Source organism: Brevundimonas sp. GW821-FHT10A07 (assembly GCF_059415785.1).
In genome coordinates this window covers 1-16,862 of record NZ_JBWKNX010000004.1, presented here as the reverse complement: position 1 = coordinate 16,862, position 16,862 = coordinate 1, and the positions used below count along the sequence as shown (strand labels likewise).

Annotated in this window: 13 protein-coding genes; 7 read left to right on the top strand and 6 right to left on the bottom strand. The window is 68.6% G+C overall.

Annotated elements, in window-relative coordinates; translation table 11 throughout:
- Positions 1 to 11: 11 nt before the first annotated feature.
- Genes AC07NC_RS04095 through kdsA form a run of 4 tightly spaced genes read right to left on the bottom strand, consistent with a single transcriptional unit; the run spans position 12 to position 4,455 of the window.
- Positions 12 to 1,109, bottom strand: coding sequence for a DUF3089 domain-containing protein (locus tag AC07NC_RS04095; protein ID WP_494568673.1), 1,098 nt, complete (start codon positions 1,107 to 1,109; stop codon positions 12 to 14).
- Entirely contained in the window at positions 1,106 to 2,107 is a 1,002-nt protein-coding gene (rfaD, locus tag AC07NC_RS04090) for an ADP-glyceromanno-heptose 6-epimerase (RefSeq protein WP_494568672.1), read from the bottom strand. Before rfaD ends, AC07NC_RS04095 begins: the two co-directional genes overlap by 4 nt.
- Entirely contained in the window at positions 2,104 to 3,558 is a 1,455-nt protein-coding gene (rfaE2, locus tag AC07NC_RS04085; RefSeq protein ID WP_494568671.1) for a D-glycero-beta-D-manno-heptose 1-phosphate adenylyltransferase, read from the bottom strand. The genes rfaD and rfaE2 overlap by 4 nt, the downstream gene beginning before the upstream one ends.
- An 18-nt stretch (positions 3,559 to 3,576) precedes the next feature.
- On the bottom strand, positions 3,577 to 4,455 hold the full coding sequence (kdsA, locus tag AC07NC_RS04080) for a 3-deoxy-8-phosphooctulonate synthase (RefSeq protein WP_494568670.1): 879 nt from the start codon (positions 4,453 to 4,455) through the stop codon (positions 3,577 to 3,579).
- Between the two features lie 112 nt (positions 4,456 to 4,567).
- On the opposite strand from kdsA, the gene AC07NC_RS04075 reads away from it, so the two are divergent.
- From AC07NC_RS04075 to sseA, 3 genes are read left to right on the top strand one after another with little or no spacing between them, the layout of a single operon-like run.
- Positions 4,568 to 6,004, top strand: a complete 1,437-nt coding sequence (locus AC07NC_RS04075) for a cryptochrome/photolyase family protein (RefSeq protein ID WP_494568669.1) — start codon at positions 4,568 to 4,570, stop codon at positions 6,002 to 6,004.
- Positions 6,005 to 6,041: 37 nt separating this feature from the next.
- Positions 6,042 to 7,262: a class I SAM-dependent methyltransferase gene (locus AC07NC_RS04070; protein WP_494568668.1), complete on the top strand. Its 1,221-nt coding sequence runs from the start codon at positions 6,042 to 6,044 to the stop codon at positions 7,260 to 7,262.
- A 15-nt stretch (positions 7,263 to 7,277) separates the two neighbouring features.
- The gene (gene sseA, locus AC07NC_RS04065) at positions 7,278 to 8,114 is read left to right on the top strand and encodes a 3-mercaptopyruvate sulfurtransferase (protein ID WP_494568667.1); all 837 of its coding nucleotides are present in this window, start codon (positions 7,278 to 7,280) and stop codon (positions 8,112 to 8,114) included.
- 1 nt (position 8,115) lies between these two features.
- Here the strand turns inward: sseA and AC07NC_RS04060 are convergent, their stop codons facing one another.
- Both AC07NC_RS04060 and AC07NC_RS04055 read right to left on the bottom strand, forming a co-directional pair.
- Positions 8,116 to 9,477 carry a dicarboxylate/amino acid:cation symporter gene (locus AC07NC_RS04060; protein ID WP_035308490.1) on the bottom strand — a complete coding sequence of 454 codons (1,362 nt, stop codon included), beginning with the start codon at positions 9,475 to 9,477 and terminating at the stop codon, positions 8,116 to 8,118.
- Positions 9,478 to 9,510: 33 nt separating this feature from the next.
- On the bottom strand, positions 9,511 to 10,605 hold the full coding sequence (locus AC07NC_RS04055) for an amino acid ABC transporter substrate-binding protein (protein WP_322298616.1): 1,095 nt from the start codon (positions 10,603 to 10,605) through the stop codon (positions 9,511 to 9,513).
- An 81-nt stretch (positions 10,606 to 10,686) separates the two neighbouring features.
- On the opposite strand from AC07NC_RS04055, the gene metC reads away from it, so the two are divergent.
- Genes metC through AC07NC_RS04035 form a run of 4 tightly spaced genes read left to right on the top strand, consistent with a single transcriptional unit; the run spans position 10,687 to position 16,773 of the window.
- Positions 10,687 to 11,865: a cystathionine beta-lyase gene (gene metC / locus AC07NC_RS04050; RefSeq protein ID WP_494568666.1), complete on the top strand. Its 1,179-nt coding sequence runs from the start codon at positions 10,687 to 10,689 to the stop codon at positions 11,863 to 11,865.
- A 23-nt stretch (positions 11,866 to 11,888) separates the two neighbouring features.
- Complete coding sequence (locus AC07NC_RS04045; RefSeq protein ID WP_494568665.1) at positions 11,889 to 13,238, top strand: O-antigen ligase family protein; 1,350 nt, start codon at positions 11,889 to 11,891, stop codon at positions 13,236 to 13,238.
- Positions 13,213 to 15,312: a DNA topoisomerase IV subunit B gene (gene parE / locus AC07NC_RS04040; protein ID WP_494568664.1), complete on the top strand. Its 2,100-nt coding sequence runs from the start codon at positions 13,213 to 13,215 to the stop codon at positions 15,310 to 15,312. The genes AC07NC_RS04045 and parE overlap by 26 nt, the downstream gene beginning before the upstream one ends.
- Before the next feature lie 48 nt (positions 15,313 to 15,360).
- Positions 15,361 to 16,773, top strand: a complete 1,413-nt coding sequence (locus tag AC07NC_RS04035) for an FAD-binding oxidoreductase (protein ID WP_494568663.1) — start codon at positions 15,361 to 15,363, stop codon at positions 16,771 to 16,773.
- Positions 16,774 to 16,862 lie beyond the last annotated feature (89 nt).

The following is a 16,862-nucleotide window of genomic DNA, read 5'->3' as shown; positions in this document are numbered from 1 at the left end:
TCGTCCGATTTTCAACCGGTCTGCCGAGCGTAGGTTGCAAGCCGTTCCGCCACATCTGCTTCCAGATCGCCGTAGAACAGGTTGTAAGGCCGCGCCTTTCTCCGGTCAGCCCAGTTGCCGGTCTCCCGGAAGGATTCAAGATCGGGCCAGGTGTGGCGCAGCAGACCTTCGCGGCACTGGGTCGCGACCTCGCGCGCCATCAGCGCCGGACGCGCCCCCCATTCCAGCCCCGTCGCATTGGTGGCGCCCCGGTGCAGGCGCGCGGGAACGGGCGCTTCGCCCGTGCCCCCCGTCACCGGGTTCACACAGACCGCCGGCCGCCCCGCCAGATCGACCAGATGCCCCCGCGCGTCCCAGACGGTCGCCCGCCGCAGTCGCCGACGGGCGGCCGAGTCGTCGCGGTCGCCGACCTGCGACCAGGCGATCACGCAATGGATCTGGCGCCGATCGGCGCAGGCCGGAATGGAGTCCGGCAGATTCTCGGCGGCGATGATCGTGTCCATCAGATAGGCCGCCACCACACGGTCGCGGACCGCCGCATCCGGCGCGATCCGTTCGCGGATCAGCCGGTCCAGCAGATCGGCGCCCTGCTCAACCCCCGCCAGGACGATGGGGCCCTTGGGATGACGCGCCAGCCAGGCGTCGAAGGCCGCCAGGACGTCCCCATAGGCGAAGGCCCGGGCCTCACGCGCATCGTCGCGCAGGGTCAGGCGCGTATAAAGGCTGGCCTGCCGATAACGCGGCGCGCTGACCGCGCCCGCCCGTGCGAAGGGGCCGGCGTAATTGGGCAGGACCACCCGGTACAGATAGGCGTCGGCCTTGGGGTCGCCGATGGCCCCGTTCCAGTCGCGCCCGCCGTTGAAGGTGGTCGAATGAACGAAGAAGACGTTGGCCCCGCCCGCCCCCGGCGCCCGCGCGTCCCGCAAGGCCCAGGCCCTGGGATCGGCGTAATCGGGCGCCGGCGGGGGCTTGTAGGTCTGGAACGGCACCTGGGGATCCAGACCGGCGCGCAGAATGTCCCCGCGCCATACCGCGACGGCGGCGGTCAGCAGGAACACCAGGACGAACCCGATGTAGCCCATCCACTGCCGGGTCGTCAGGCCTCTCATCTGTACTGATCTGGCTGGGCCAGGAAGTTCTGGACGTAGCGACGCACGCCCTCTTCCAAAGGCGTGGACTGGCCCTCGAACCCGGCGGCGCGGATGCGATCCATCCGGGCCTGAGTGAAATACTGGTACCGGTCGCGGATCGCCTCGGGCATGTCGACATACTCGATCGACGGCGCCTTGCCGGCCGCGGCGAAGGTGGCCTTGGCCAGATCGTCAAACGACCGCGCCTGGCCCGACCCGGCGTTGAAGACGCCCGAGACTTCCGGCGACTGCAGCAGGAATTCGATGATATCGACCACATCGTCCACATAGACGAAGTCACGCAACTGGCCGCCGTCGGCATAGTTGGGATTGTGCGACCGGAACAGGCTGACGGTCTCGCCCGCCGCCACCTTGGGCCAGATCTGGGCCACGACCGACTTCATCCCGCCCTTGTGCCCCTCGTTCGGCCCATAGACGTTGAAGAATTTCAGCCCCGCCCACTGGGGCGGCGCCTGACCCCGATCCGACTGGCGCACCGCATACTGGTCGAACAGCATTTTCGAATAGCCATAGGCGTTTAGCGGCCTCAGCTTCGATAGCGACTCCGCATCATCGTCGTCATTGAACCCCGTCTCGCCGTCGCCGTAGGTCGCCGCCGACGAGGCGTAGATCATCCGGGCGTCCCGGATCGCGCACCAGTCCCACAGGTCGCGCGACAGGGTGAAGTTGGTGCGCAGGATCAGGTCCGCATCCGGCTCGGTCGTGGACGAGATGGCGCCCATATGCACCACGGCCTCGATCCGCTCCGCATGACGCTCCAGTTGTTCGAACATCTCTTCCGGCGCCCAGAAGTCGGCGATCGGATGTTTGGCCAGATTCTTCCACTTGGCCAGATCGGCCGTCTCCAGCCGATCGCAGACCACCACGTCATAGGCCGTCTCGGCCGTCAGCCGCGCCACGATATTGGAGCCGATGAAGCCGGCCCCGCCCGTCACAACAATCATTCTGGGCGTCATTGCGCGCTTCCCGTCATCTTCTCGATCGTCCGGGTCGTCGAATACCCATCCTTGAATTCCGCCAGACGGACCACGCCGCCCCAGCTCTCGACCAGGTCGCCGCCGACCACGCCTTCGCGGGTATAGTCCGATCCCTTGATCAGCACGTCCGGCCGCAGCCGTTCGATCAGGGCGATGGGCGTCGGATCGTCAAACGACGTCACCCGATCCACGCTGCTCAGGCCGCCGATCACGACGGCGCGGCTGTCCAGGTCATTGACCGGCCGCCCCTCGCCCTTCAGCCGCCTGACCGAGGCGTCGGTGTTCAGCGCCACCACCAGCCGGTCGCACCAACCGCGCGCCTGGGCCAGATAGGCGACATGGCCCCGGTGCAGAATGTCGAAACAGCCGTTGGTGAAGCCGACCTTCAGCCCCTGCCGCCGCCAGGCCTCGACCTCGGTCGCCAGTTCGTCCAGCGGCGTCACCTTGGCCTGGGCCGCGACGGCGTGCTGGCTCAGCTCCGCCTCGATCAACTCGGCGGGCGTGACCACGGCCGTCCCGGCCTTTCCGACCACCACGCCCGAAGCCAGGATGGCGAACTGCACCGCCGTCTCCAGCGAGGCCCCGGCGCCCAGGGCCAGGCCCAGCGACGCCAGCACCGTATCCCCGGCGCCCGAGACGTCGAACACTTCACGGGCCCGACCGGGGAAATGCCGCACCGGCCCGTCGCGCCGCGCCAGGCTCATGCCCTTGCCGGCGCGGGTGACGATGATGGCCTTGGCCGTCGTCGCAGCCAGCAGGGCCGCCAAGGCCGCCTCAACCTCGGCGTCGGTCTCGACCGGCAGGCCCGTGGCCCCGGCCAGTTCCGACGCGTTCGGCTTGATGACGTCCACCGCACCATAGCGGGCGAAATCCCGCCCCTTGGGATCGACAATGACCGGCGCGCCGGTCTCGCGCGCGGCTTTCAGGGCCGAGTTGATTAAGGCGTCGCCGACCACCCCCTTGGCGTAATCCGAGAGCAGAATGGCGGAGACGCCTGAAAACGCGTCCGTTTCGGTCAGAGGCGAAGCCGCCGCCTCCTCGTCCAGCCGCAGAAGTTGCTGACCCGCCGCCACGAACCGCGTCTTGACGATGGTCGCGGCGCCGGCCGGCCTGGCGATGAAGTCGACGACCCGGTCCTCTGCGGCGATCAGGTCGCGCAGTTCCACGCCGGCCGCATCCTCGCCCGTCACGGCGCCCAGATGCGCCACCCCGCCCAGGGCCGCGACATTGCGCGCCACATTGCCGACCCCGCCGGGCATGGCCGTGGTCCGTCGGGTGCGCAGCACCGGGATCGGCGCCTCGGGCGAGATCCGGCTGACCTCGCCATAGACATAGCGGTCCAGCATCAGGTCGCCGACGCAGGCCGTCTTCAGGTCGCGCACGCGCTCCAGCAGCTTCTGCAGGGCGCCCAGATCGAGGGTGTCAGACATGGGCCCGACCTAGAGGATTCAGGCGGCCTGCGCCACCGGCGGCTTGGCCCCGATCTGGATGGCCAGGTCGTCGAAGGCGATCAGCTGCGCGGCCAGGGCCTCGAACTGGTCCAGCGGCACCATGTTCGGGCCGTCCGACGGCGCATTGTCGGGATCCGGGTGGGTCTCCATGAAGACCGCGTCCACGCCGACCGAGACGGCGGCGCGGGCCAGAACCGGCACGAACTCGCGCTGCCCGCCCGAAGACGTGCCCTGCCCGCCCGGCTGTTGCACGCTGTGGGTCGCGTCGAACACGACCGGGCAGCCGATCTCGCGCAGCACCGGCAGAGCGCGCATATCGCTGACCAGGGTGTTGTAGCCGAAGCTGGCGCCCCGCTCGCAGGCCATGACGTTCGGATTGCCGGCGCCGACCACCTTGGCAATGACGTTCTTCATGTCCCAGGGGGCCAGGAACTGGCCCTTCTTGATGTTGATCGCCTTGCCGGTCGCGGCGGCGGCCAGCAGCAGGTCGGTCTGGCGGCTCAGGAAGGCCGGGATCTGCAGCACATCGACCACCTCGCCCACCGGGCCGCACTGGGCCTCGGAGTGGACGTCGGTCAGGGTCGGCAGGCCGACGGTTTCGCGGATCTCGGCGAAGATCGGCATGGCGTCCTTCAGGCCGATGCCGCGCGCGGCGCTGGCACTGGTGCGGTTCGCCTTGTCGAAACTGGTCTTGTAGATGATGCCGACGTTCAGCCGCTCGCCGATTTCCTTCAGCGCATGGGCGGTTTCCAGCGCGTGCTGGCGGCTCTCCATCTGGCAGGGACCGGCGATGAAGGCGATTCGTGCGCCGCCGCCGATGACGACAGGCGTCCGAAGACCTTCGGACAACGTAATGACGGCGTTGGGTCGGCTCACGAGGCGGCTCTTTCGAAGTTCGGGCGTTATGGGAGCGGCGTTTGCCGCAGCTATGAGGCCATCAGGTGGCGCTCGTTTTGTGTGAGCGCAAGTTATCATGGAGTTCGCCTGCGTGGCCACCAAGCCTGTCGTCCTTTGTTTTCGCCGCGACCTGCGTCTGAACGACAATCCCGCCCTGTATCACGCCGTCGCCACCGGCCGTCCGATCCTGCCGGTCTTTATCCTGGATCGCGACCCTGACCGTCCGGCGGGCGCGGCCTCGCTGTGGTGGCTGGACAAGTCCCTGCGCGCCCTGGACGCCGCGCTTCAGGAACGCGGTTCGCGGCTGATCCTGCGGCGCGGCGATTCGCTGACGCAGCTTCAAAGTTTGGTTCAGGAAACCGGCGCCGACGCCCTGTTCATGAACCGGCTGTTCGAACCCGCCGCCTTCGCCCGCGACACCGAGATCGCCCACGCGCTGACATCAAGCGGCATTGATTGCCAGGACTGCAACGGGTCGTTGCTGGCCCGACCGGGCGCCGTGCTGAACGGATCGGACGCGCCCTACAAGGTCTTCACCCCCTTCATGAAGGCCCTGCTGGCCGCCGCCGAGCCGCCGCCGCCCGCGCCCGCCCCCCGCCGCATCGACACGCCCGATGCCGTCCAGACCGAGTCGCTCGACGACTGGGGCCTGCACCCCACCCGCCCCGATTGGTCCCAGGGCTTCGACTGGACGCCGGGCGAGGCCGGCGCCGACGCCGCCCTGTCCGACTTCCTCGCACGCGGCCTGAAGACCTACGCCAAGGGCCGCGACCATCCCGCCCTTCCCGTGACCAGCCGCCTGTCTCCCCATCTGCACTGGGGCGAGATCAGCCCCTGGCGCGCGGCCCAGCAGGCCCAGGACGCGGCGGAAGCCGGCACCATCCCCTCTGCCGAGGCGGACAAGTTCGTCGCGGAACTGGGCTGGCGCGACTTCTCGGCCCATCTGCTCCACCATTTCCCGACCATGACCGACCGGGCCTTCCGCCCCGAATACGAATTCATGCCCTGGCGCGACGATCCCGAAGGGCTGGAGGCCTGGAAACGCGGCCGCACCGGCTATCCGCTGGTGGACGCCGGCATGCGTCAACTGTGGACGACCGGCTGGATGCACAACCGGGTGCGGATGGTCGTCGCCTCCTTCCTGGTCAAACATCTGCTGATCGACTGGCGCCAGGGCGAGGCCTGGTTCTGGGACACTCTGGTGGACGCCGACCTGGCCAGCAATGTGCAGAACTGGCAGTGGGTCGCCGGATCCGGCGCCGACGCCGCCCCCTATTTCCGCATCTTCAACCCCATCACCCAGGGCGAGAAGTTCGACGCGACGGGCGGCTATGTCCGCCGCTGGGTTCCCGAACTTCGCCGCCTGCCCGACCGCTGGCTCCAGTCGCCCTGGACCGCCCCGCCCGAGGTGCTGCGCGACGCCGGCGTGCGACTTGGCAAAGACTATCCCCACCCCATCTTGGATCATGCCCAGGCCCGCGCCCGCGCCCTCGACGCCCTGAAGACCGTCACCGGTCGCGACGACTAGGCCGGTCATGACTGACGACGCACAAAGAGGTTCCCGCATGAGTGTCGCCACCGTCGATATCGAGGCTGCAGCCGCCCGCACGCCGCGCGTGTTCGCCATGCTGCTGCGTCTGCTGGCCTCGAACTGGACCTTCGGCCGCCTGACCGTCCACCTGCCCAATGGCGAGACCCATGTGCTGGACGGCGCCCGCCCCGGCCCCAGCGGCGTGCTGGACGTCAAAGACTACGGCTTCGCCCGCCGCGTCCTGGCCGCCGGCGACATCGGCTTCGCCGAGGCCTATATGGCCGGCGAGTGGGACAGCCCGCATCTGGCCGCCCTGCTGGAGACCCTGGTCGAGAACTACGACCATATCCGCCGCCTGTTCGACGGCAACTGGCTGATGATGGCGGTCAACTGGCTAGCCCATCGGCGCAATCGCAACAGCAAGAGCGGATCGAAGAAGAACATCCACGCCCATTACGACCTGGGCAACGCCTTCTACCAGACCTGGCTCGACCCCTCGATGACCTATTCGTCCGCCCGGTTCGAGCGGGCGGACGCCCCGCTGGACGCCGCCCAAAAGGCCAAATACGCCGCCCTGGCCCGGATGATGGACCTGAAGCCGGGCATGTCGGTGCTGGAGATCGGCTGCGGCTGGGGCGGTTTCGCCGAGTTCGCCGCCCGCGAGATCGGCGCCCAGGTCACCGGCGTGACGATTTCGAAGGAACAGCACGACTTCGCCCGCCAGCGTCTGTTCAACGCCGGCCTGTCGGACCGCGCGACAATCGACCTGATGGACTATCGCGACGTCCAGGGCCGGTTCGACCGCGTCGCCTCCATCGAGATGTTCGAGGCCGTCGGCATGGAATACTGGCCGACCTATTTCGAAAAGATCCACGACGTCCTGAACCCCGGCGGCCGCGCCGGGCTTCAGATCATCACCATCCAGGAGCCCCTGTTCGAGGAATATAACGCCCGCACCGACTTCATTCAGAAATACGTCTTCCCCGGCGGGATGCTGCCGTCGGAGGAGCGGCTGAAGCCGGTCGTCGCCGCCGCCGGGCTGAACTGGGGCCCCATCGAACGGTTCGGCCTCGACTATGCCGAGACGCTGAAACTCTGGGACGACCGGTTCCAGGCCGCCTGGGGCGACATCCGCCGCATCGCCGGCTTTGACGAGCGGTTCCGTCGGCTGTGGCGCTTCTATCTGGCCTATTGCGAAGCCGGCTTCCGCTCGCGCCGGACCGACGTGGTGCAACTGGTGCTCGACCGCGCCTGACATTAGGCTGGGGCCATGACCCAGTCCTCCCCCCTGATCTCCACCGACGCCCTCGCCGCCCTGATGGAGGATCCGACGCTGCGGATCGTCGATGGGTCCTGGCATCTGGACGGCCGGGACGCCCAGGCGGACTTCGACCAGGCCCGGCTGCCGGGCGCGGTCTTCTTCGACCTCGAGGCGGTCTCGGACCACGGCTCGGACCTTCCGCATATGTTGCCGACCGCCGCCGCCTTTGCCGAAGCGGTCGGGGCGCTCGGGATCGCCGCGACCGACACCATCGTCATCTATGACACGGTCGGCCTGCGCTCCGCCCCGCGCGTCTGGTGGACCTTCCGGCTGATGGGGGCGACGAACGTCCGGGTGCTGGACGGCGGCCTGCCGCTCTGGCGGGCCGAAGGGCGGCCTCTGGTCTCGGGTCCGGCGCCGACGCCCACGCCGGCGTCGTTCACCGTCTCGCGGCGCAGCGACGCGGTCGCCGACCTGCCCACCGTCCTGGCGGCCCTGACCGGCGAGGCGCAGATTCTGGATGCGCGGCCGGCGGCCCGGTTCGCGGGTCAGGCGGCGGAGCCCCGGGCCGGCCTCCGCGCCGGCCATATGCCGGGCGCGCTGAACCTGCCCTTCCTCTCCGTGATCGGCGAGGACGGACGACTTCTGGAGCCCGAGGCCCTGCGCGCCCGGTTCACCCAGGCCGGGGTGGCCTTCGACCGGCCGATCATCACCAGCTGCGGCTCGGGCGTCACCGCCGCGATTCTCACCCTGGCCCTGGCCACGCTCGACGCGCCGTCCAGCCTCTACGACGGCTCATGGGCCGAATGGGGGTCCCGGACCGACACCCCCGTCGTTCTCGACTGACTCAGCCCGCCGTTCCGTGCTTCAGGCCGCGTCGGGCGGCCCCCGGAAGATCTTCGGACGCCGTCGGATCGACCGGCTCAACCGGATCGTCCTTCTCGCCGCGCGAGACCACCGTGGCCAGAACCAGATCGCCGGTGACGTTCAGCGTCGTGCGGCACATGTCCAGGAAGCGGTCGACCCCCAGGATCAGGCCGATCCCTTCCGGCGGCACCTTCACCATGACCAGGATCATGGCCACCACCGGCAGCGAGCCCGCCGGCACCCCGGCCGTGCCGATCCCGCCCAGGATACAGACCAGCATGACGATGACCTGCTGGGTCAGGCTCAGTTCGACGTTGAAGAACTGGGCCAGGAACAGCACCGTCACCCCCTCGAACAGGGCCGTGCCGTTCTGGTTGGCGGTGGCCCCGACCGTCAGGACGAAACGGGCGATCTTCCTGGGCAGTTTCAGCTCCTGCTCGGCCGCCTTCAGCGACACCGGCAGCGAGGCGTTGGACGAGGCGGTCGAGAAGGCCACCACCATCGGCTCGCGCACCGCCCTGAAGAAGGCGATCGGCGAACGCCCGCCCAGCAGCCAGATGACCAGCGGATAGACCACGAACATGTGGATCGCCATGGCCCCGACGGCGACGCCGACGAAGGCCGCCAGACGCACCAGCAGATCCCAGCCGAACAGGGCCGCCAGGTTGAACATCAGGCAGGCGATGGCGAAGGGCGCCAGTTTGATGAAGAGGTTGATCAGCTTCATCGTCACTTCCAGCAGCCCCTCGATCACCTCTTGCAGGCGGTCGGTTGCAGGGCTCTTGGCCATGACCAGGCCGATGCCGAAGAACAGGGCGAAGACCATCAGGGGCAGGATCTGGTTCTCCGCCGCCGCCGTGACCGCGTTGGACGGCACCAGTCCCAGGAAGAAGTCGCCCAGTTGAATGGTCTCCGGCGCGTTCTGGACGATGCCGGCGGCGCCGTCGCGTCCCTGTTCCAGCAACTGCTGCGCCATGGCGGGATCGACGCCCCGGCCGGGCTGCAACAGATTGACCATGACCAGGCCGATCACCACCGCGATGCCCGAAACCAGTATGGTCAGCAGCAGGGTCTTGATCCCCGCCCGTCCCAGCGAATTCAGGTCGCCCATCTCGGCCACCCCGATCACCAGGGCCGAGAACAGCAGCGGGATGACCATCATGAACAGCAGGCGCAGGAAGATCTGCCCCGCCGGTCCTGTGATGTTGTCGGTGACCCAGACCACCCAGGCCGTATCGGCGCCCAGCGCCAGATTGACCCACAGCCCCCCGCCCAGGCCGACGGTGAAGCCGATCAGCATCAGCCAGTGGAGGGCTATGCCCCCAGGTTTCGTCTCGGTCATCCATCCCCCAGGAAAAGACTCAAGCTGCGGCGCTTAACGGATCGGCAATCCATAGATCAAGCCGGCCGGCCGCGCGTTCCACTGTGCGTTCAATCCGCGCGCCAGGTCGAGCGGCGATTGCGAACCCAGGTTCCGGTCGAAGATCTGGCCGTAATTTCCGACCGACAGTATGGCGTCCTTCGCCCAGTCGTCGGACAGACCCAGCAGGGCGCCGTATTCGCCCTCAGACCCCAGCAAACGCTTGATGCGCGGGTCGTTCGACGTCTTCGACAGGGCTTCGGCGTTCTCCTGCGTGACCCCGAATTCCTCGGCCAGGACGACGGCGTTCAGGGTCCATCGCACCACGTCGGCCCAGCGTTCGTCCCCGGCCCTGACGACGGGTCCCAGCGGCTCCTTCGACACCACGTCTGACAATATCGTGTGCGCCTGAGAATCCGCCAGAACCGTGCGGGCGGCGGCCAGGGCCGATATGTCGGCGCTCAAGGCGTCGCAGTCTTCCCGGCCATAGGCGTCCCGCGCCGCCTCCTCGCTGGGCAGAACCACCGGGCGATAGGCGATGCCGCGCGAGCGGAAGAAGTCGTCGGCGTTGGCCTGGGCTGTCGATCCCGCCTGGACGCAGATCCGGGCGCCGTTCAGTTCCGTGGCACTGGCCAGGCTCAGAGACCGCCGCACCAGGAAGCCCTGGCCGTCGTAATAGTTGATTCCCGCGAAGACGAAGCCCTCGCCGGCGTCCCGGCTCATGGTCCAGGACGAATTGCGCCACAACACGTCCACACGGCCTTCCTTCAGCGCCGCGAACCGGTCGGACGCAGACAGGGGCACGAACCGAACCGCGTTCCCGTCGCCGAAGATGGCCGCCGCCATGGCGCGACAGAAATCGGCGTCGAACCCACGCCACTGACCGCGGTTGTCGGTATAGGCGAAGCCGACCAGTCCTTGATGTACGCCGCAGTTCAGCCGCCCGCGTCGCTTGACCGCGATCAGGGTCGGGCTGTCGGGGCGATCCGTGGCCACGCTGGGCGTCGGCAGGGTCTGCGAGGCGGTTTCCGGCGTCGGGTCGGGATTCCCGCGTCCGCAGGCCGCCGTCAGCAGGGCCGCCGCCATAACTCCGATCGTCAAGACCCGCATCGCGTTTCGCATCCTCCGCCGCTTGCGCCCCGCTGACTTTAGAGGCCTTTAGGCCTTGATCCGCAACCCATCGGAGAGGCCATGTCGCCGCATTCGGACCGCACCCGTCTGATCTCGTCCGCCACCCGGCGGGGCCAGGGACGCCGCCCGGTCAACCCGCCCATCGAACGCGCCTCGACCATGCTCAGCGACCGGGCGGAGACCATGCGAAACGACGCCGATGGTCCGACCTACGGCCTGGACGGCGGCTCGGCCGCGCGCCAGCTGCGCGCCGCCCTGGCCGATCTGGAAGGCGCGGCCGACGCCTTCATCGTCCCGTCCGGCCTGGCCGCCGTGACCGTGCCCCTGCTGGCCCTGACCCGGCCGGGCGACGAGGTGATCACGAGCGACGCGATCTATGGCCCGTCCCGCCGGTTCCTGGCCCGCTACCAGGCCGCGCGCGGGGTCACGACCCGCTTCCTGCCCGCCGATACGGATGCGGCGGGCCTGATCGCCGCCCTCGGCGACCGCACCCGTCTGGTCCTGATGGAATCCCCCGCCTCCCTGACCTTCGAGATGATCGATGTGGCCGCCGTGACGTCCGCCTGTCGCGAACGCGGCGTCCTGACCGTGATCGACAACACCTGGGGCGCGGGCCTGGCCTTCAAGCCCCTGGCCCACGGCGTCGATGTCAGCATCCAGGCTCTGACCAAATATGTCTCCGGCCATTCCGACGTCCTGATGGGCGGGATCGCCGCCCGCGCCCCCGCCTGCCTGCGCGCCGTCGCCGACACGATCGAGGATCTGGGCTGGCACGTCTCGCCCGACGACGCCTGGCTGGCTCTGCGCGGCCTGCGCACCCTGCCGCTGCGCTATGGGGAACAGGGGCGTTCGGGCCTGATCGTCGCCGAATGGCTGCAGGCCCGGCCCGAGGTGGCGCGGGTCCTCTATCCGCCCCTGCCCGGTTCGGTCGGCCATGATCTGTGGACGCGGGATTTCACCGGCGCCGCCTCCCTGATGGGCGTCGTTCTGACGGGCGGAAACACGGCCGCAGCCTGCGCCTTTCTTGACGCCCTCAACCTGTTCGGCATCGGCTATTCCTGGGGCGGGTTCGAAAGCCTGATCACCCCCGAGACGCACCAGATGGCCTATCGCGATCATCCGCCGGCGCTGGAGGGCGAGATGATCCGCCTGCATATCGGGCTGGAAGACCCCGCCGACCTGATCGCCGACCTCGAACACGGCTTCGCCGCCTTCCGCGCGGCGCTCACCCTTCCTTAAGCGGCCGGGGCGACAGTCGCCCCGTGCACGCCTCGCCCGTCCAGATCGATGATTCGGACGCCCCGCCCGCCTGGGAACAGTGGGCGGCGGGCTTCGTCGTCTTCATGCTGACCGGCGCCCTGATCGCCCCGGTCATCGCCCCGGACCAGGGCGAGACCCCGATCCTTCGCCTGATCTGGCTGCCCGTCTACGCCGTCACCGCCGGCCTGATCGTGTTTCGCTTCGAAAAAATCATCCGCGCCTGGCCCGCCTGGCTGATGGTCGGCGGACTGGTCGGCCTGGCCTATGTCTCGCAGTACTGGTCCATTGATCCCGGCGTCACCGACCGGCGCGTCATCGCCCTGGCGATCAACAGCGCCTTCGCCGTCTATCTGGGCGCGGTCTTCCGGGACGCGGCCCTGCCCCGCGTCCTGATGCACACCTGTCTTGTCATGGTGATCGGCAGCCTGATCATGGTCTTCGCCTTTCCCCGCATCGGGGTTCACCAGTACGACAACGCCGGTCTGTGGCGCGGCCTCTGGTACGAGAAGAACCAGATGGGCCTGGTCATGGTGGTCGGTGCGGTCTCGGCCGCCGCCAGCCTGGCCGCCGACCATCTGGCCGGAAACGGGCGCAAGCCGTGGGTCGCCCTGCTGACCTTCGCCCTCACCACGCTTCTGGTCGTGGCCACCCAGTCCAAGACCTCGCTGCTGTGCTGGATGCTGGGCGTCGGCATGGTCGGCGGCTGGTGGACGCTGAAACAGGGCGGCGCGGCCGTGACCGTCGCGGCCGTCTGGCTGGGCGTGGTGATCGCCGCCGTCGGGACCTGGTTCTGGAACACCGATTCCGCCGCCATTCTCGAAGCCCTGGGCAAGGACCCGTCCCTGACCGGCCGGACCCTGATCTGGGAGGCCCTGATGCGCAAGGTCGCCGAACGCCCCTGGACCGGTTACGGCTTCAGCGCCTTCTGGGGCGTCGATTCCATTCCCGCCCGCGAGATCCGGCTGGAGACCCAGTGGCCCGTCCCCTCGGCCCACAACGGCTGGATCGACCTGCTGGTCCAGCTGGGCTGGCCCGGCGCAGTCGCCGTCGGAACCCTGATGGCCGTGTCCGCCGTCATGATCCTGATCCGTATGAACGGCCTGGGCGCCCGCGAGGGCTTCTGGAGCGTCGGCTATCTGGCGGTCTTCTTCGCGCTGAGCCTGTCCGAGAGCGTCCTGCTGACCCACGCCAACCTGCCCTGGGTGCTGATGCTGGCGATTCTGGCCCGCGCCGTGACCTTCGATCCGGTTCCGGTGCGACCGCCGCTTGCTCGACCGGCGACACGGGCCTACCAGAACCGGCTCCGAATCGCCTCAGACTATGTGAATGGCCGCAGACCTCTTCGCTTTTGACGACACCCCCGACGCTCCCAAGCCCGAGGCGCCCAAACCTGCTGCGGCGACGCCGCCCCAGGCTGCGCCCGCCCCTGCGCCAAAACCGGTCCCGACGCCTGTCGCCCCGGCCCCGACCGCCCCGGCCCCGACCGCAGGCGCCCAGAACGCCTATTCCGCCTCCTCCATCGAGGTTCTGGAAGGGCTCGAGCCCGTTCGCAAACGCCCCGGCATGTATATCGGCGGCACCGACGAACGCGCCCTGCACCACCTGTTCGCCGAAGTCCTCGACAATGCGATGGACGAGGCCGTGGCCCGTCACGCCAAGCTGATCACCGTCGAACTGGACGCCGACGGCTATCTGTCGGTCCGCGACGACGGCCGGGGCATCCCGGTCGATCCCCACCCCAAACATCCCGGCAAGTCGGCGCTGGAGGTGGTGATGACCGTCCTCCACTCGGGCGGCAAATTCTCCGGCAAGGCCTATGAGACCTCGGGCGGCCTGCACGGCGTCGGCGTCTCGGTCGTCAACGCCCTGTCGGAACATCTGGACGTGACCGTCTGGCGCGACGGCTTCGAGTGGAAACAGTCCTTCTCGCGCGGCAATGTCCTGGGCCCGATCCAGCAGGTCCAGCCGTCCAGGAAGCGCGGCACCCAGATCCGCTTCAAGCCGGACGACGAAATCTTCGGCATGGGCGCGGCCTTCAAGCCCGCCCGCCTGTTCCGCATGGCCCGCTCCAAGGCCTATCTGTTCCGCGGCGTCGAGATCAAATGGACCTGCGCGCCCGAGCGGATCACCGACGCCACACCGACCCAGGCCCTGCTCCACTTCCCCGGCGGTCTGGCCGACGCCCTGATCGACCGGATCGGCGAGCTGGAGACCGTCACCCCCACCTTCGCCGGCCGCGCCGAGCGTCAGGGCGAGGCGGGCGCCTTCGAATGGGCCGTCACCTGGTCCCCCATCGGCTTCGGCGAGGCTGACGGCTTCATCCAGTCCTACTGCAACACCGTCTCCACCCCCGACGGCGGCACCCACGAGGCCGGCTTCCGCGCCGCCCTGGTCAAGGGTCTGAAATCCTACGGCGAGCTGACCAACGAGAAGCGCGCCGCCATCATCACGGCCGAGGACGTCACCGCCAACGCCGGCGCCCTGATCAGCGTCTTCATCCGCAATCCCGAGTTCCAGGGCCAGACCAAGGACCGCCTGTCCTCGCCCGAGGGCGCCCGGCTGGTCGAACAGCTGCTGCGCGACCCGCTGGACCACTGGCTGACCGAAAGCCCCAAACAGGCCAACGCCCTGCTCGGCTTCGTCGTCGATCGCGCCGAGGACCGTCTGCGCCGCCGCAAGGACAAGGAGGTCCAGCGCGCCGCCGCCACCCGCAAGCTGCGCCTGCCGGGCAAGCTGTCGGACTGCAGCCGCCAGTCGGCCCAGGGCACCGAACTCTTCATCGTCGAAGGCGATTCGGCCGGCGGCTCGGCCAAGCAGGCGCGCGACCGCACCACCCAGGCCATCCTGCCCCTGCGCGGCAAGATCCTGAACGTCGCCTCCGCGACCGCCGACAAGCTGCGCCAGAACATCGAACTGTCCGACCTGGCCCTGGCCCTGGGCGTTCAGCCCGGCAATCGGTTCAACATCGACGACCTGCGCTACGAGCGGATCGTCATCATGACCGACGCCGACGTGGACGGCGCCCATATCGCGGCCCTGCTGATCACCTTCTTCTATCGCGTCATGCCCGAGACCATCCGCCAGGGCCGGGTCTTCATGGCCCTGCCGCCCCTGTACCGGATCTCCGCCGGCCCCTTGAGCGAATACGCCCGCGACGACGCCCACCGCGACGAACTGCTGGCCACCGTCTTCAAGGGCAAGAAGACCGAGATCGGCCGGTTCAAGGGTCTGGGCGAAATGATGGCCTCCCAGCTGAAGGAGACCACCATGGACCCCAAGAAGCGCACCCTGGCCCGGATCACCGTCCCCGACGCCGAAACCAGCGTCGAAGACCTGGTCGAACGCCTGATGGGCAAGCGCGCCGACGCCCGCTTCCAGTTCATCCAGGAAAACGCCCAGTTCGTGAAGGAAGACCTGGACGTCTGAGGCCGACGGCCCTTCCACCTCGCCCTCGCGCCTGACAAAAGGGGAGCCATGCAGACGCCCGCCCCCTCTCCCGCCGTTCTGGACGAACTGAAAGCCGCCCTCGGTCCGGGCGGCTGGACCCAGGATCCCGAGGTCATCGCCCCGGCCCTGACCGAATGGCGCAACCGCTGGACCGGCCATACGCCGATCCTGCTGACCCCGCGTTCGACCGAGGAGACGGCCAGGGCCGTGGCCATCTGCGCCCGCGAAGGCGTGGCCATCACGCCCCAGGGCGGCGGCACCGGCCTGGTCGGCGGCCAGATCCCCTTTGGCGAGGTCCTGCTGTCGACCCGCAAGATGCGCGCCGTCCGCGACGTCACCCCCCTGGACGACGCCATGACGGTCGAGGCCGGCCTGACCCTGCTGGAGGCGCAACAGGCGGCGACGGCCGCCGGCCGCTATTTCCCGCTCAGCCTCGCGGCCGAGGGGTCGGCCACCATCGGCGGCGTCATCTCCACCAACGCCGGCGGCACCCAGGTGCTGCGCTACGGCATGATGCGCGACCTGGTGCTGGGCCTCGAGGCCGTCATGCCCAATGGCGAGATCTTCCGGGGCCTGAAGCGCCTGCGCAAGGACAACACCGGCTACGACCTGAAACAGCTGCTGATCGGCGCCGAGGGCACCCTGGGCGTCGTGACAGCCGCCACCCTGAAACTCTTCCCCATCATGCGCTCGCGCGCCGTCGCCGTGGTCGGCCTGGAAACCGCCGCCGCCTCGGTCGAGCTTCTGGCCCGCGCCAAGGCCGAGACCGGCGGCGGGGTCGAAGCCTTCGAGCTGATGAAGCGTCTGGGCATGGAACTGGTGCTCAAGAACATCCCCGACACCCGCGAACCGCTGGACTCGACGCCCGACTGGTACGTCCTGATCGAGATCGCGTCGGGCACGCCCGGCGGCGCCGAGGCCCAGATGGAGGCCCTGCTGGAAGTCGCCTTCGAGCAAGGCCTGATCACCGACGCCGCCATCGCCCAGAACGACGCCCAGCGCGCCGCCTTCTGGCGTCTGCGCGAAGAACATTCGGCGGCGCTCAAGCCCGAGGGCGGCGGCTGGAAACACGACGTCTCCGTCCCCATCAGCCGCATCGCCGAATTCATCGACGAAGCCTCGGCCGCCGTCGAACGTTTTCATCCCGGCGCCCGCATCTCGGTCTTCGGCCACGTCGGCGACGGCAATCTGCACTACGACATCCTGCCCGGCGTGGGTCAGGACATCCCCGCCTTCATCGGCCGCTGGAAGGAAGGCTCGCAAGTGGTTCACGACGTTGTCGGAACCTATGACGGCTCCATCTCCGCCGAACACGGCCTGGGCCGGCTGAAGACCGAAGATGTCAAACGCTACAAATCCCCCCTCGAGATCGAAACCATGGCCGCCCTGCGCCGCGCCATCGACCCCAAGCGGATCATGAACCCGTCGGTGTTGTTCTAGCGCTCGGCGACGCGCCCCCTCCGTCACGGCGCTCTGCGCCGCGCCACCTCCCCCAAGGGGGGAGGAATGCGAGCACCGAAATCCTCCCC